The sequence below is a fragment of the Kibdelosporangium banguiense genome, from assembly GCF_017876405.1.
Taxonomy (GTDB): Bacteria; Actinomycetota; Actinomycetes; order Mycobacteriales; family Pseudonocardiaceae; genus Kibdelosporangium; species Kibdelosporangium banguiense.
In genome coordinates this window covers 6,728,092-6,743,522 of sequence record NZ_JAGINW010000001.1, presented here as the reverse complement: position 1 = coordinate 6,743,522, position 15,431 = coordinate 6,728,092, and the positions used below count along the sequence as shown (strand labels likewise).

The window sequence follows — 15,431 nt, the reverse complement described above, 5'->3', positions numbered from 1 at the left end:
TTCGAAGCCAGGCACGGACCGGATGGCTGGCACTTGCGACGGCACGCGCGAATAGGCGGCACCAGGAAACCCCGGTGCCGCCTACAGCATTTGAACCTGCTCGCGGGTGGCCTCCGGTTCCCCCACGAGCAGGCACTGAACGTTAGCGCTAACAATGCCGCCCGGTGAACACGTTTTGCACCGGACGCATGGCGATCAGCACAACACCGTCAACCCCAAAGGTGATCAGCGCAGGGTGGGCAGGCCGGCGGCGATCGCCGACAGCATCCGTTTCATGGTCGGCCCGAACGGCAGCCGGAACGCCGCGACATCCGGTTCCTGCTCGTAAAGCTCGACCAGCACGGACGGCGGGTTGGCCATCGGATAGATCGTGCCGGCCAGGACTCCGGCCGCTCCGACGAGCTCCACCCCCTCGCTCTCGGACAAGCCTGGGAACACCCGCGCAACCGCCGCGCCCACGTTCGCCGCGACCCGGATCGCGTCGAGCTTGAAGGCGCGCGCCGAGGCCAGGGAGACGTTGTGCTCCAAAGTGGTCGTGCACTCGGTCATCAGATCGCAGAACAACGGGCGTTCCTCGATCGTCTCGACCAGCACGTCGATGACGTCGCCCGGCCCGCCGGCGTCCGCCAGCCGGTCGAGCACGACCTCTTCCCATTCACGCCAGCACTGCGCGGTCAGCTCGAGGTAGATCTCCTCGCGCGTACCGAAGTAACGCACCACATTGGACTTCGCCAGGCTCACGGCGGCGGCGATGTCCCCCAGGCTGACGGCACGCACGCCTGAGCGCATGGCGAGATCCCGAGCCGCGGCGAGGATGGCCTCGCGTCGCTCCTGCTTCTGCTCCGGCCGCCTGGCCCGGCGAAACGCTCCCTGAGACATGTCTAAGCCATCATACGATTCACTTTACAGAACGGCATCCTCTTAATAAAGTATCAGCGTTCTGTTAACCGGGACAGTGAGGGACACATGGTCGAAGTCACCATGCACGTGAACGGAACCATCACGCGGCTCGACATCCCGCCGCAGGTCAGCCTGCTGGACGCGCTACGCGAACACCTCGGCCTGCCCGGCCCGAAGAAAGGCTGCGACCAGGGCGCCTGCGGCGCCTGCACGGTGCTGGCCGACGGTGAACGGATCAACTCGTGCCTCGGCCTGGCCGTGCAGTACACCGGCCGCGAGATCATCACGATCGAGGGCATCGCCGACCCGATCCAGGCCGCGTTCATCCGCAACGACGGCTTCCAGTGCGGCTTCTGCACCTCCGGCCAGATCTGCTCGGCCGTCGGCATGCTCGCCGAGCACAAGGAGGGCGCACCGAGCGCCGTCACAGAGGACACGGCGGACACAGAGCTGTCCGAGGAGGAGATCCGGGAGCGGATGAGCGGCAACCTCTGCCGCTGCGGCGCCTACAACGGCATCGTCAGCGCGATCCAGGAAGTGGCAGCCCAACAGGAGCAGGAAGAGGCCGCCCCGTGAAGACGTTCGGCTACGTGAGCGCGCCCGACGTGCGGACCGCGATCGAGACCATCGCCGTCGAGCCCAACGCGAAGTTCATCGGCGGCGGGACCAACCTCGTCGACCTGATGCGCGAGAACATCGAGCAGCCCGACACGGTCGTGGACATCACCCGGCTGCCTCTGACCGGCATCGATCTGCTGGCCGACGGCGGCGTCCGGATCGGCGCGCTGGTCCGCAACAGCCACCTCGCCGCGCACCCGGTGATCAGGTCCCGCTACCCGGTCCTGTCCCAGGCGATCCTCAACGGCGCGTCACCACAGTTGCGCAACATGGCCACCGTCGGCGGAAACCTGGTCCAGCGCACGCGTTGCCTGTACTTCTACAACAGTTCCTCCGCCTGCAACAAGCGCGTCCCCGGCAGCGGGTGCGACGCGATCGGTGGCTTCAACCGTAGTCACGGCATTCTCGGTGTCAGCGACAGTTGCATCGCCACTCACCCCTCGGACATGTGCGTCGCCTTGGCCGCCCTCGACGCAGTCGTCGAAGTGGAGAGCATTCGCGGCGTACGGCGGATTCCCATCAACGAGTTCCACCAGTTGCCGGGCGACACACCGCACATCGAAACCGCACTGGCGGCCGACGAACTGATCACCGCCATCGAGCTTCCCGCGTTGCCTGTCGCGGAGAATTCCCGTTACCGCAAGGTCCGCGATCGCGCGTCCTACGCCTTCGCGTTGATCTCCGTCGCCGCCGCACTGAGGGTCGAAGACGCAACGGTGGCTGAAGTCCGGCTCGCTCTCGGCGGGGTCGCGGCAAAGCCTTGGCGGGCCACCGAAGCAGAGCTTGTCCTGCTCGGCGCCCCGGCCACCGAGGAGTCGTTCCGCCGGGCCGCGGCGGCCGAACTCGCGCCCGCGACCGGCCGTCCGGAGAACGAGTTCAAGATCGAACTGGCCCAGCGAACGATCGTGGCGACGTTGCAGCGGCTGCTCAGCGAAGGAGATGCGGCATGACTGCGACACAGGAAAATACGGTCGGCAAGCCCGTCGACCGGGTGGACGGGGTCGCCAAGACCACTGGCGCGGCGCAGTTCACCGCCGATTTTCCCTACCCGGACCTGGCACACGCAGCGCTTGTGCACGCGACGATCAGCCGTGGCCGGGTCACCTCCATCGATACCGCTGCGGCGTCGGCGTTTCCGGGCGTGATCACGGTGATCAGCCACCAGAACGCGCCGGCCCTCAAACCGCCGGCGAAGCCCAGCATCATGGACCTCAGCACCATGGCCTCCGGGACAACGGTCAACTATCTGCAGGACGACAAGGTGTACTGGGACGGCCAGCCCGTCGCCGTGGTCGTCGCGGAGACCTCATACGCCGCGCGAGAGGCCGCGGCATTGGTACGGGTCGAATACGAGACCGTCGAGTCCTCTGTGGACTTCTCCGCCAGTGAGCACGACGCCACCCTGGACAAGGGCAGCTCGATCATGCCCGCCGGAGCCAAGAAGGGTGACGCGCAGGCCGCGCTGGCGGAAGCCGCCGTGTCGGTGGACATGCGGCTGACCACTCCCCCGTACAACCACAACGCTCTCGAACCGCATTCCACCATTGCGAAATGGGAGGGCGACAAACTCACTGTCCACGACGCCTCCCAGGCCCTCGACTGGTTCCGCTCGCACCTCGCACTGAGGTTCGGCATCCCGACGGCCAACGTGCGAGTGATCGCGCCTTATGTCGGCGGTGGTTTCGGCGGCAAAGGCTCGGTCTGGCCAGGCACGATCCTCGCAGCGATGGCTGCCCGCGCAACGGGCCGCCCCGTGCGATTGGTGCTGACGCGAGAAGGGGTCTACCGCACGGTCGGCGGCCGGACGCCGTCCATCCAACGGGTCGCGCTGGGCGCCGACCGGGAGGGCAACCTGACCGCGCTGATCCACACCAGCGTGGCCCGCACCGGCCGGGCCGGTGGCAGCTTCGAGCAGATCACGACGTCGTCCAGGCACCTCTACGCCTCGCCGAACATCCTGCTGGAGCAGAGGTCGGTCGTGCAGGACCTGATCCCGAACACGGCGATGCGGGCTCCGGGCGAGTCGATCGGGACCTTCGCCCTGGAAGCCGCGATGGACGAACTGGCGAGCCGGCTCGGCATGGATCCGATCGAACTGCGGATGCGCAACGAGCCCGACCGCAACCCGTTGGACGGCAAGGCTTTCTCACACCGGATGCTGCGTGAGGCGTACGCGCTCGGCGCGGAACGGTTCGGCTGGCACAACCGGACGCCTGAGCCTCGCTCGATGCGCGACGGACGCTGGCTGGTCGGCATGGGCGTGGCGTCCGCCTACCACCCGTCCTGGCTGTTCACCGCGAACGTCACCGTTCGGCTTTCGGCAGACGGCACAGTCCTTGTGCGTTGCGGATTCCAGGAAATGGGTATGGGTGGTGCCACCGCGCAGTCCCAGATCGCCGCCGACGCGCTTGGCGTGCCGTTGGACGCCGTCCGCGTCGAATACGGCGACTCGGCGCTGCCCACCGCTCCGGCGGCAGGCGGGTCCATGCAGACCGCGAGCGTGGCCAACAGTCTCCTTGAGGCGTGCGGGCAACTGAAGCAGTCCGTGGCGGCGCTGGCCAAACGGTCGGGCACGACCGGCGAGAGCTATCAGACGATCCTCAAGAAGGCCAACGTCCCGCACGTCGAAGCCGTGATCGGCTCGGAGACCCGGCTGGGCAAGCTCACCGGGCAGGTGAGGTTCATGGCGAAGTTCCTGCGGGAGCGGCGCTGGGTGAAGGCGGCGACCGGGGCACAGTTCTGCGAGGTCCGGGTCGAGAAGGACACCGGCGAGGTCCGGGTGTCGCGCTGGACCGGCGTTTTCGACGTCGGCACGGTGATCAACCCGAAGACCGCGGCCAGCCAGCTGCGCGGCGGCATCGTGATGGGCATCGGCATGGCACTGGCCGAGGAGACCCTCGTCGACCCGCGCAGCGGCCGGATCATGAACCCCAGCCTGGCCGAGTACCACGTCCCGGTGCACGCCGACATCCCGAAGATCGACGTCACCTGGCTCGGCGACCCGGACCCGACCATGCCGCTGGGCTTGCTGGGCCTCGGCGAGGTGGGCATCACCGGCGCCGCCGCGGCCGTCGCCAACGCGGTGTACCACGCCACCGGCAAACGGATCAACGATCTGCCGATCACTCTCGACAAGGTGTTCCAGTAGCCGTTCGATCGCCCGCTTCTGCTTGAGGAGTGGGCGATCGGCACTGATGAAACCGGCCCTGTCTCGGCTAGGGTCGTCCGATGGGTTTGCATCCGGCTGACCGGGTCGCCGAGTACACCAGCCGCGGCTGGTGGGCCGACGAGACCATCGATTCCCTGTTCACCAAACAGGTCGCTGCACGTCCCGACGCACTCGCGGTGGTCGACGCGCCCAACAAGCCCACGCTGGCCGGGCTGCCCGCGGCACGGTGGACGTTCGCCGAACTGGACGCCGAGGTCGACCGGATCGGCGCGGCCTTGCGGCGGCACGGTGTCCGGCCGGGTGACGTCGTCGGTGTGCAATTGCCCAACATCGCCGAACTGGTCGCCACTTTCCTGGCGATCGTCCGGATCGGCGCCGTGGCGTCACCGCTTCCCGTGCAGTTCCGCGAACACGAACTGACCACGCTCCCCCGGATCGCGAACTTCTCGGCGTTCGTCACCGCGGCGACTGTCGGTGACCGCAAGGCCGCCGAGATCATCTCCGGGCTGGGGCACGACATGACTGTGCTCGCGTTCGGTTCTCCGTTGCCGGACAACGTGATCGCCCTGGATTCCGAACCTCAGGCAAGCGTGGAGCCGCACCCGATCGACCCGAACGACTGCGTGACGATCTGCTGGACCTCCGGCACCGAGGCGACGCCCAAAGGCGTGCCACGCAGTCACTACGACTGGATCGCGATCGCCGAGCCCTGTGCCGGCGCACCACGGCTGACCGCCGAGGACGTCCTGCTCAACCCGTTCCCGGTGATCAATATGGCGGCCATCGCCGGCACGCTGATCCCCTGGCTGCGCACCGGATGCGTGTACGCCCTGCACCACCCGTTCGACCTGCCGACCTTCCTGTCGCAGCTGACGGCCGAACACGTCACCTACACCCTGGCGCCACCGGCGTTGCTGACCATGCTCCTGCACAACGAGAACATCCTATCCACTGTGGACATCTCGGCCCTGCGGGCGATCGGCTCGGGATCGGCGCCGTTGCCCGAGTCGATGGTCCGCGGCTGGCAGGAGCGGCACGGCATCGCGGTGATCAATTTCTTCGGCTCGAACGAAGGCGTCTGCCTGTTGTCCGCGCCCGAGGACTTCCCCGATCCGGACATCCGCGCCCGCTACTTCCCGCGCTACGGCGTGTCAGGCATGTCCTGGTCGGCCGCGGTGGGTGAGCGACTCTCGTTACGCCTGGTGGACGCCTCCGGCACGGAGATCACCGAGCCTGGTGTCCCAGGCGAGCTGCGGATCAAGGGCCCGACCGTGTTCGCGGGTTACCTGCCCGGCACCGCCGAGAAAGATCCGTTCGACGAACAGGGATACCTCCGCACCGGTGACGTGTTCGAGATCGCCGGTGAGGATGGCCAGTATCTGCGTTACGTCGACCGGTCCAAGGACATCATCATCCGCGGCGGGATGAACATCGCGCCCGCCGAGGTGGAGAACCTGCTGGCGGGCCACCCTGACGTGGCCGAAGTCGCGATCATCGGCGTGCCACACGAGGTACTCGGCGAACAGGCGTGCGCCGTGGTCGTCCCGGCCGCCGGCGCCGAGCCCAGCCCGCAGGACCTGCTGGACTTCCTGCAGAGCAGGAAAATCGCCTCGTACAAGCTGCCCGAACGCTTCGAGTTCACCACGGCACTGCCCCGCAACCCGGTCGGCAAAGTCCTCAAACGCGAGCTGCGCAAAAAACTGGCCGGTTAGGGCTTGCGCGCCAGAGCACCGACCGCAAGCCGCTGCGCCGGGTCCAACGGCCTGATCCGGGGGCCGTCCGGCCACCACTCGGACACGATGACCAGGCCGGGTTCCAGCAGCTCAAGCCCGTCGAGGAAGGACAGGATCCGTTCGGCGGACCGGAAGTGGCCGAGGCTGACCGGGGTGTCGGCGAACGCCTCCAGCAGTGGCCTGATCACCGGGTTGTCGTGTTCTTCGACAAAGTGGGCGAGCACCACGTACGACCCGGACGGGAGTGCGTCCACGTACTGAGCGATGATCGCGCCCGGGTCCCGGGCGTCGCTGGCGTACTGCACCGTTCCGATGTGATAGACCGCCACCGGTCTGCCGAAGTCGATGTACTTGCGCACTGTCTCGTGCTGTAAGACCTGGTCAGCGTCACGGAAGTCGGCTTCGGCGAAGTGCGTACGGTCGTTCTCCTCCAGCAGTGCGCGACCATGTGCGAGGACGACCGGGTCCGTGGCCGCGTACACCACCGAGGCCTCGCGGTTGACGCGTTGGGCCACTTCATGGGTGTTCTCGGTGTTCGGCATGCCCGGGCCGCAGTCCAGGAACTGGTCCACCTTCGCGTCCCTGGCCAGAAAGCGGGTCACCCGGCCGGAGAACTCCCGGACATCCCAGCACAGTCTGCCCATCCCGGGGGCCGCCGCCAGCAGCCGGTCGCGGACATCCCGGTCCACCTGGAAATTGTCCTTGCCACCCAGCAGGGCGTTGTACACGCGCGCCACGCTCGGCCGCCCTGCCCCGGTGAAGGACGGCGGGACCTCATCCTGCGAATCAACCACAGATATCCACCTGAAGGAGCGCGTACATGATCTTCAAGGATCTTAACCCTGCTCGCAGGCCGTATGCCCGTCTTGCTCCCAGGTGAGCGTCAAGGTTGCGTCAATAAGGCGGCGCGCACCTCGTCAGCGTCCGGGTGACCGAGCTCGTCGAGGATCTCCAACGCCTCGTGCCAGGCCGTCACGGCCGGCTCATGCTCACCGAGAGCGTTGTAGGCCTCACCGATATGCGAGAGGGTGTTCGCAATCAGATAGGGGTCGTTGAGAGCGCGGTACAACTCCAGAGAGCGCTCGTACCAGGCGATCGCGTCGACGTTACAGCCCAGGTGGTGGTAGGCGTAGCCGACGCTGTCAGCTGCCGACGCCACACCGTTCCGGTTGCCGAGCCTCTCCTGCATCCGCACGGCTCGTTCGCATTCGGCGAGAGCCTTGGCATAGTCGCCGAACAGGATGTATGTCCATCCGACTTCATTGTGGACAGTCGCCTGCCCGAGCTCGTCCCCGATCGTCTCGTAACACGCGAGTGCGTGGTCGTAGTGCTTCAGCGCGAGGTCGTGCTCGGTCCGGCGGTTGGCGAGAAAGGCCAGGTTGCGGCGGGTGATGGCCTCGCCGTCCGGGTCCTGGAGCTCCTGGAACAGGCGCAGCGCCTCGGCCAGGTGGGCCGCCGCGGCGGCGTGGTCGTCGAGCCGGCCGAGGGCGAACCCGAGCGGACGGTGGGTACGGGCGCGGCCTTGGTCGTCGGTCGCACCGGCCAGAGCATTGCGCTGCAGGGTGACCTGTTCGTGCCAACGTCCTTGCCGGTCAAGGAAAAGCTCGAGCGCCGCGGCGAGATGCCAGCCCGCTTGATCGGCGACTGCCAGCAACGTGGGCCGCTCGGCCCGCAGCCAGGTCTCGGCCTGCTGGTGATCGTCGAACTCCAGGGCCGTCACGTCGTCGCCGGGCTGCGCGACAGCCGGATGACGCCGGTACGGATAGAGAAGCGCGGTCGCGCTGCGTACTGAATGCAGGTAGTGCTGGGCCAGCCGGGTTTCCGCCGGCTGCTTCTCGTCGCCGGTCACCAGTTCGGCGGCGTGCGCTCGCAGCAGGTCATGGAACACGTAGCGCTCCGGGAGCGGCTCGTTGATCAGGTGTGCCCGGGAGAGCTCGTCGAGCAAGGTGTGACTACGGTGTGTTTCCAGTCCGGCGAGGCTGGCCGCGGCAGCAGCAGAGATGTGACCGGCCGGATGCAACGCGAGCAGCCGGTACATCCGCGCCGCAGCCGGGCTGACGGCGTGGTACGACCACGAGAAGACTGTGCGCACATCGATGTCTTTGTCGTCACTGGAAAAGACGGCGAGATTGTCCGCACGAAGCTGCGCGGCGATGTCGGCGAGCGGGACGTCCGGAAAGGCCGCGGCACAGGCCGCGACGACTGCGAGCGCCAACGGAAGTCGCCCACAGTGCAGGACGATCTCGTCGGCCGCGTCCGGCTCGGCAGCCACCCGGTCGGCGCCGATGCGGTGCGCCAGCAGATCGCGTGCCTCGGCAGTCGTGGGCAGACCGAGCACAACGGGGTGGGCGCCGTTGCGGGCGACAAGGCCAAGCAGCCGGTTTCGGCTGGTCACGATGACCATCGCGTCCGGCGTGCCCGGCAGTAACGGGCGCGCGTGGTCCGCGTCCCGCGCGTCGTCTATCAGTACGAGCACACGCTTGCCCGCGAGCATGCTGCGATACAACGCCGTTCGCGCGTCAAGGCCGTCCGGTACGCGCTGCGACGGCACACCCAAGGTCTCCAACAGGATGCCGACGGCTTCGACGCTGCTCAGGATGCCGCCAGGCGCGTAACCCCGCATGTGCACATACAACAAGCCGTCCGGGAAACGATCGGCGACCTCGTGTGCGAGGTGGACAGCCAGGGTGGTCTTGCCGACGCCTGCCATCCCCGAGATCGCGACGCATGTCATGGCGGGCCTGTGCCCGGTGAGCAGCGCAGCGGTCCTGGCCAGCTCCGCGTCACGGCCGGTGAAACCCGGCAGGTCGGCCGGGAGCTGCGAACGGAACGTCCGCCGGTGCCCGAGCGCGCGCCGAAGCTGAGGACCCGGATCCACACCCAGTTCGTCGGCCAGCCGTTCACGCACGGCTTCGTACGTGTCGCGGGCTTCGGCGTGGTGGCCGGTCGCTGTCAGCGTTGTGATCAGTCTGGCCTGCAGTGCCTCGTCCAACGGATGTTCGGCGGCCGCTTGCCTGAGCATCGGCAGGACATCGGCACCCGCATCGACGGCCTCCCCGAGCGTGACGAGGTATTCATGCGTGACAGCCACGAATTCCGGGTGGGCTCGTACGGTCTCCGCGACACCAGCGGCAACTGGGCCTCGCCACAGTTCGAGCGCCTCGACGAACAGAGCAGGCTCCTGCGCTGCCCGCGCGCGGTCCCGCAACTCTCGGAACGCAACAGATCAAGCATGTCGGCGTTGACATCCAGCCGATAGCCACCGGAACTGGGCAGGACCAACTGGCCTGTCGCCCTGGGCGGCAGATCCGGATCCGTCAGCCGCCGTAACGCCCCGACCGCGCGGTGCACGATGTTGACCGCTGTCCTCGGCGGATCGTCGCCCCACAGCGCGTCGACGATATCGGCCATGATCACTGGACGCCCGGCGTGCACGAGCAGCAGACTCAGCAGCGACGCCTGCGCGGGCGGGCCTATGTCCAGTTCAGCGTCCCCCAGCCATGCCCTGACCGGGCCTAACACCTCGAATCGCACACCACTCATCGGCGAGGATCCGGCAACGCCCTGATCGCGATGAACCCGGTCGGCTCCCGGGACAGCTTCTCGTACGTCTGCAGATCGATTCCGGCGGCCTGGGCGGTCGGCCGCGGTTCGACGAGCCGCTCGATGAGAAAGCCCGCCTCACGCAGCTCCTCGCACGTGTGTTCCAGTGGCGCCAGCCAGTACCGCAGCCGCCAGCCTCGGCTCCACACCTCCTCGATCACCCGCACGTCGAAGTAGTTCCCGCCCTGCCTGATCCAGTCACCAGTCGGGTGCTGGCGCGACAGCACCAGCGCGCCGCCCGGCCGCAACACTCGCCGTAACTCCCGCAACGCCGATATCCGGTCGTCGACGTACTCGATGGCCAGGGCGAACAGCACCAGATCCACCGAGTCGTCGGGCAACCAGTCCAGCCGCTTGGCGATGTCGTGAACACAGAACTCGGCATCCGGAACACGTTCCCGCGCCAGCTCGACCATGCGCGGGCTGATGTCCAGCCCTCTTACCTGGGCACCGCGCGCCACCAGCTCCTCGGCGTACAGCCCTGGACCACACGCCACGTCCAGGACACTGAGCCCCGCCACGTCACCGAGCAGTTCCAGGCAGGCAGGACGGTCATAGTGCGCGTTGTAGAGACCATCGCGCGCATGATCCAGAAACTCGTCGGCGAACACGTCATACTGCGGATCCGGACCCACTGCCTCAGCCACAGGCCCAGTCTGCCAGTCAGGTGGACCGTAGCTGGGCGACGCGCGTGTCGAGGTTGCGGAAGTGCTCGGCCATCGCCTGTTCAGCGCGTTCCACATCGTGCTTGCGCAGGGCGGTGACGATAGCGCGGTGGCGGCGAACGGTTTGTTTCGGATTCGGGTCGGTGACACCCAGACGGTGGTTGACGCGATGGAAGACGTCCCAGAAGGCGCGCAGCAACTGGGTCACCAACGCGTTGTCCAACGACCGGTAGAGGACCTCGTGGAACTCGCGGTCCTCCTCGGCGAACGTCTCACCGGCCGCGGCCCGCTCACTCATCCTGTGGGTGACGTCGTCCAGAGCGGCGAGGTCGGCTTCCGGGATCGTGGTGGCTATCCGCCGGATGAGGGCACCTTCGAGAGCTTCGCGCACCTCGACGATCTCGGTCATCGACCGGAGGTCCCGCCCGATGTCGTGCAACGCCCGGAAGGTCAGCCCGTCGGCGAACGGGTCGAGCGACAGCCGGCCGACGTAAGTGCCGTAGCCGTGCCTGATCTCCACGATGTCGAGCGCCTGCAGCGCCTTGAGTGCCTCACGGATCGAGTTGCGGCTGACCCCCAGTGTCTCGACCAGCTCGGTCTCGGTCGGCAGCGGATCTCCCGACTGCAGGCCACGGCTGAGGATCAACCCGGTGATCTCGTCCCGGATCGCCTGGTTCAACCTGACGGCCAGCTTGGTTGTCGGCTGGTGCTGCGTCACTACGGACCTCCATATTCAGCCAACCAACCTTAGAGCAGACCCGCCTCGTCGAGGCGTTGCCGCACGGCCGCGCGCTCGGCGTCGTTCAGCGGGATCATCGGCTCGCTCGTGGTGGCGCCCGCGATCACGCCGCGGATCACCAGTCCTTCCTTGAACGCGCCGATGGCCGAGGAGTACCGGCCCATCCTCGCGTCACCGACATAGATCAGCTCGAACAGTTTGCGCAGCCGGGCCTGTTCGGCACGCGCGGCGTCCCAGTCCTGCCGGCGGGCCGCCTCGTAAAGCCGCAGATAGCCATGCGGATCGACGTTACCGATGCCCGGCACCAGGCCGTGCGCGCCGATGAACAGGCCGAGGTCGGCCAGGGTCTCCGAGCCGGAATAACACTGAAATCCTTCTGTCCGCTCAAGAACCGCGCGCAGACCGTCGAGGTCGCCGCTGGAGTCCTTCAACGCCGACAGGGTGCCGTCCTCGGCAAGCTCCACGACGACCTCGGTGGGCAACTTGCTGCCCACCGAGACCGGGATGTCGTAGCCGACCAGCGGCAGGTCCACCGCCGCCCGGATGGCACGGAAATGCCCGTAGAACTCCGATGGATGCGTCGGCGTGTAGAACGGCGCCGTCGCCACAAGGGCGTCCGCACCTGAGGACTTGGCCGCTCGCGCGTGCTCGATCACCCGGGTCGTGGTCGTGTCGATGACCCCGGCGAGAACCGGCACCTGACCCGCCGCGACACCCGCGACCACTTCGAGCGCCTCGCGGCGCACGTCGTCGGTCAGATAGGCGACCTCGCCGGTCGACCCGGTGACGAACAGGCCGTGCACACCCGCCTCGATCAGGAACGCGGCAAGGCGCTCCAGCGAGGGAACGTCCAGCTCTCGTTCCGTGGTCAGCGGGGTGCACACGGGTGGCACGACGCCACCGACGAGCTCAGTCAACAGCCTCTCCCTTTGCGGAGCGAGCAGGGACATAGGACATCGTACGTCCTATGTTCTGCCTGTAAACAGTGAGAACACGCATCGGGATCCGGGTGAACGTGATCGTCTCGTACGGCCCGTTCACGCCCGTCTCGTAAAGCAGGCCAACGGAACCGCCGAGCTGTACGAGGTCCGAGTACGCAGCCGGGCCGGCGGAGACGACATGCCCCTGCCGCCAGGTACGCCCCTGGTCGCCGCTGACGCGGACGGCCATCGACCGGCGGACGGCAGGGTCAGCCGGACCGGAGAACAACAACACCCTGGGGTGCGTGGTCTGCAGGACACTGCCCTGGACTTTCGGCCCGGTCAGAGTCGTTTGTGGACGGTACGGTGCCGCGAGTGACTCGCCGCCATCGGTGCTGACAGTGTCGACACGACCGCCGAGCGCGCCCTGGTTACGGCTGTTGAAGTACAACCGGCCATCAGGCAACTGCGCGACCGTGGTCTCGTTCGACGCGACGTTCACGTCCGTGCGGTCCTCGGTGAACCCGATCCGCCAGGTGCGACCGCCGTCGTCGCTGATCAGGTCGTGCCCGCCGTAGTACTTCGCTTCCGTTCCGACGTCGGCGGACCCGGCCGGTGGTGCGGCGGAATGGTTGGCCGGAACCACAATCCGGCCACCGCGTAGCACGATCGCGTGCCCGGGGCCGGTGGCGTACCAGCGCCAGTCCGGTTTCTTGGCGACCTGAGTGATCTCCCGTGCCGGCGACCACGTACGGCCGTTGTCCCGGCTTCGCTGGACGAACACGCGCCGGCTGTCCTCAGCGGACACCGTGCCGGACATGATCTCCCGCTCGGTGACCCGGCCGTTGCGCGTGGTCAGCAGCACGATGTCACCGCCGGGCAGCACGACAGGCGCCGGGTTGCCCGCAGTCGCGTCGCCGTTGGTGGAAACCACCGTCATCGGGCCCCAACTGCAGCCGCCATCGTAGGAACGGCGGAGCACAACACGAATCGCACCAGTGTCACCGGCGGACTCGACACGTCCTTCGGCAAAGGCAAGCAACGCACCCGAGGCCGCGCGAACCACGGCTGGAATACGGAACGTGTGATAACCAGCCGTGCCAGAGGTGTAGGGAACTGAAGTGCAGCCCTGGCTCGGCGTGGCATTCGCGGGCTGCGCCAGCGCGGCAACAGCCAGCACAGCCACCATCAGGGAGCGAAGAGCCATGGTCACCCTCCGATCCTGTCCAGCGGAAGGCGCAGGACCTGGCCATCGCGCACGTCCGCGTTCGTCAGGCGAATCCGCTCAAGCTCGGTCGCCGACAAGGCACGCGTGTAAAGGCGGACCTCGTCGAAGGCGCCGTCGAACCGCTGGGCGTTGTCGAGTCGTTGTCCCACCTGAATCTGGAACGAGACCCGCTCACTGACCGAACCGGCAACCGCCGGACCGGACGCTACCTGGACGCCGTCCACCCAGAGCAGCAACTGACCTGCTGACCGTTGCAGCGCAACATGATGCCACTGTTGATCGTCATACGCCTGCGTGGAAGCGACGGACGCGCTGCCGCTCGGCGTCGTCATCCTCGCGGTCAAACGTTTGGCGCCCGGTTCGGCCCGAAGCCACAGTTGTGGCGTTGTGTTGCCCATGCCGCCGAGCCACAGCAGCACCTGGTCGCCTTGTGTTTCGCCGTAACGGAACCACGTGGTGTACGTGAAGTCCCCAGCACCAGGCAACTGAGCGCGGTCGTAGGGCACGCGCAGGTAGTCGTCGACGCCGTCGAGCTCAAGTCCCTTGCCGAAGCGGCCGCGGGTTGTCACGGGGCCGCCCAGTGCGTACGCATCCTTGTTGGTCCTGGACACATCGGGCGTGGTGGGCCCAGGCGACTTCCGCCAGCCGAGGTATTCCTCGTTGAACCGGGCGAACCGGATCTCGTCGCGGGCGTCGACCGGACCGCCCTCGTACATCAGCCCGATCTCGGTCGACCGCGCCCACGGCGTGCTGATCTGCACCAGATCGGAGTAGCCGGACCAGTCGGACGTGATCCGCGTGCCCTGCTCGGCGTTCTCCCAGGACCTGCTCTGGTCGTACGAGGAACGGATCATCATCCACCGGCGCCGGTCGGTGTCCGAAGGCGCGGAGAACAGGACCCGGTCGGGACGGCCGATCCGCTGCAGGCGCAGCACAGCGCCCTGCACAGTCGGCGTCACCAGGTCGGGGATGGTCTGGAAAGGCTTGCTGAACGACTTGCCGCCGTCCCGGCTGATCGCGAAGCTCCGGTTGCCGACATCGGTCCCGCCCTGGTCACGCGCACCGGCGTAGACCGAGCCGTCGGCGAGTTCGGTGACCGTGATCTCCTGCGGCTTCTGGGTGAACGGGCCACCGGCCGGGAACTTGATGCTGTCCACGGCGCCGACCTGCCAGGTCCTGCCGTGGTCATCGCTGTAGACCAGGGCCGCGTCGTTGGCGATCGACTTCGTCGTACCGTTGTCGCTGGTCTCGCCGGACACACCGAAGACCAGCCGTCCGGCGTACCGGCCACGGGTCAGCTGGATGCCGTGCACCGGACCGGAGGCATACCAGAAATCCCATTGCGGCAGCTTGACTTTCCCGCTCATGTCGACCGGCGCCGACCAGGTCGCGCCGTCGTCATCGCTGTACTGCATGTGCGGCGTGCGCTTGCACGGCACATCGCACGCCTTGTCGTCCTTACGACCCACGTTGTACGTGGTGAACAGGAAGATCCGCCCGGTGACCTGGTCCACGATCGGCACCGGGTTGCCGTGGGTGTCGCCCTTGCCCTCGTTCACCAACTGCATCGGCGCCCACGTCTTGCCGCCGTCGGAAGACCTTTTGAGCACCACATCGATGTCGCCGGTGTCCCCGCAGTTGTCGACGCGGCCTTCGGCGAACGCCAGCAGCGTTCCCTTCGCGCTCCGGACGACCGCGGGAATACGGAAACACCAGTAGCCCTGCTCCTGCGAAGCCTTGAACAGCACCTGTTGCTCCAGGTGCGGCGCGGGTGCGGCAGTCGCGGCCGGAGCCAGGCCCAAGGTGAGAGCCCCGGCCAAAGCCATGGACAACAACGCTGTCAGTCGCACGGACTG

12 protein-coding genes are annotated in these 15,431 nt (G+C 67.2%); 4 read left to right on the top strand and 8 right to left on the bottom strand.

The features are described from left to right. Positions 1 to 225: 225 nt before the first annotated feature. The gene (locus tag JOF56_RS31380; RefSeq protein WP_209643071.1) at positions 226 to 879 is read right to left on the bottom strand and encodes a TetR/AcrR family transcriptional regulator; all 654 of its coding nucleotides are present in this window, start codon (positions 877 to 879) and stop codon (positions 226 to 228) included. An 87-nt stretch (positions 880 to 966) separates the two neighbouring features. Here JOF56_RS31380 and JOF56_RS31375 point away from each other — a divergent pair, with 87 nt between their 5' ends. From JOF56_RS31375 to JOF56_RS31360, 4 genes are all read left to right on the top strand, one after another. Further along, the gene (locus tag JOF56_RS31375; protein ID WP_209643070.1) at positions 967 to 1,476 is read left to right on the top strand and encodes a (2Fe-2S)-binding protein; all 510 of its coding nucleotides are present in this window, start codon (positions 967 to 969) and stop codon (positions 1,474 to 1,476) included. Next, on the top strand, positions 1,473 to 2,468 hold the full coding sequence (locus JOF56_RS31370; protein WP_209643069.1) for an FAD binding domain-containing protein: 996 nt from the start codon (positions 1,473 to 1,475) through the stop codon (positions 2,466 to 2,468). Before JOF56_RS31375 ends, JOF56_RS31370 begins: the two co-directional genes overlap by 4 nt. Beyond that, entirely contained in the window at positions 2,465 to 4,666 is a 2,202-nt protein-coding gene (locus JOF56_RS31365) for a xanthine dehydrogenase family protein molybdopterin-binding subunit (protein WP_209643068.1), read from the top strand. The genes JOF56_RS31370 and JOF56_RS31365 overlap by 4 nt, the downstream gene beginning before the upstream one ends. A gap of 80 nt (positions 4,667 to 4,746) precedes the next feature. Further along, positions 4,747 to 6,399, top strand: a complete 1,653-nt coding sequence (locus JOF56_RS31360; protein WP_209643067.1) for a class I adenylate-forming enzyme family protein — start codon at positions 4,747 to 4,749, stop codon at positions 6,397 to 6,399. On the opposite strand, the gene JOF56_RS31355 is transcribed toward JOF56_RS31360, so the two are convergent. The 7 genes from JOF56_RS31355 to JOF56_RS31325 form a co-directional block, all read right to left on the bottom strand. Next, positions 6,396 to 7,214 carry an SAM-dependent methyltransferase gene (locus JOF56_RS31355; protein ID WP_209643066.1) on the bottom strand — a complete coding sequence of 273 codons (819 nt, stop codon included), beginning with the start codon at positions 7,212 to 7,214 and terminating at the stop codon, positions 6,396 to 6,398. The two genes, JOF56_RS31360 and JOF56_RS31355, sit on opposite strands and share 4 nt — an antisense overlap. An 89-nt stretch (positions 7,215 to 7,303) precedes the next feature. Continuing rightward, positions 7,304 to 9,628: a tetratricopeptide repeat protein gene (locus tag JOF56_RS31350; protein WP_245378474.1), complete on the bottom strand. Its 2,325-nt coding sequence runs from the start codon at positions 9,626 to 9,628 to the stop codon at positions 7,304 to 7,306. Positions 9,629 to 9,959: 331 nt separating this feature from the next. Next, on the bottom strand, positions 9,960 to 10,670 hold the full coding sequence (locus JOF56_RS31345) for a class I SAM-dependent methyltransferase (protein ID WP_209643064.1): 711 nt from the start codon (positions 10,668 to 10,670) through the stop codon (positions 9,960 to 9,962). A gap of 16 nt (positions 10,671 to 10,686) precedes the next feature. Beyond that, positions 10,687 to 11,406 (bottom strand): FadR/GntR family transcriptional regulator, encoded by a 720-nt coding sequence (locus tag JOF56_RS31340; protein WP_209643063.1) that lies wholly within the window; start codon positions 11,404 to 11,406, stop codon positions 10,687 to 10,689. A gap of 29 nt (positions 11,407 to 11,435) precedes the next feature. Then, on the bottom strand, positions 11,436 to 12,344 hold the full coding sequence (locus tag JOF56_RS31335; RefSeq protein WP_307855340.1) for a dihydrodipicolinate synthase family protein: 909 nt from the start codon (positions 12,342 to 12,344) through the stop codon (positions 11,436 to 11,438). After that, entirely contained in the window at positions 12,337 to 13,554 is a 1,218-nt protein-coding gene (locus tag JOF56_RS31330) for a sialidase family protein (RefSeq protein ID WP_209643061.1), read from the bottom strand. The genes JOF56_RS31335 and JOF56_RS31330 overlap by 8 nt, the downstream gene beginning before the upstream one ends. A gap of 2 nt (positions 13,555 to 13,556) precedes the next feature. Next, entirely contained in the window at positions 13,557 to 15,425 is a 1,869-nt protein-coding gene (locus JOF56_RS31325; RefSeq protein ID WP_307855339.1) for an exo-alpha-sialidase, read from the bottom strand. Positions 15,426 to 15,431 lie beyond the last annotated feature (6 nt).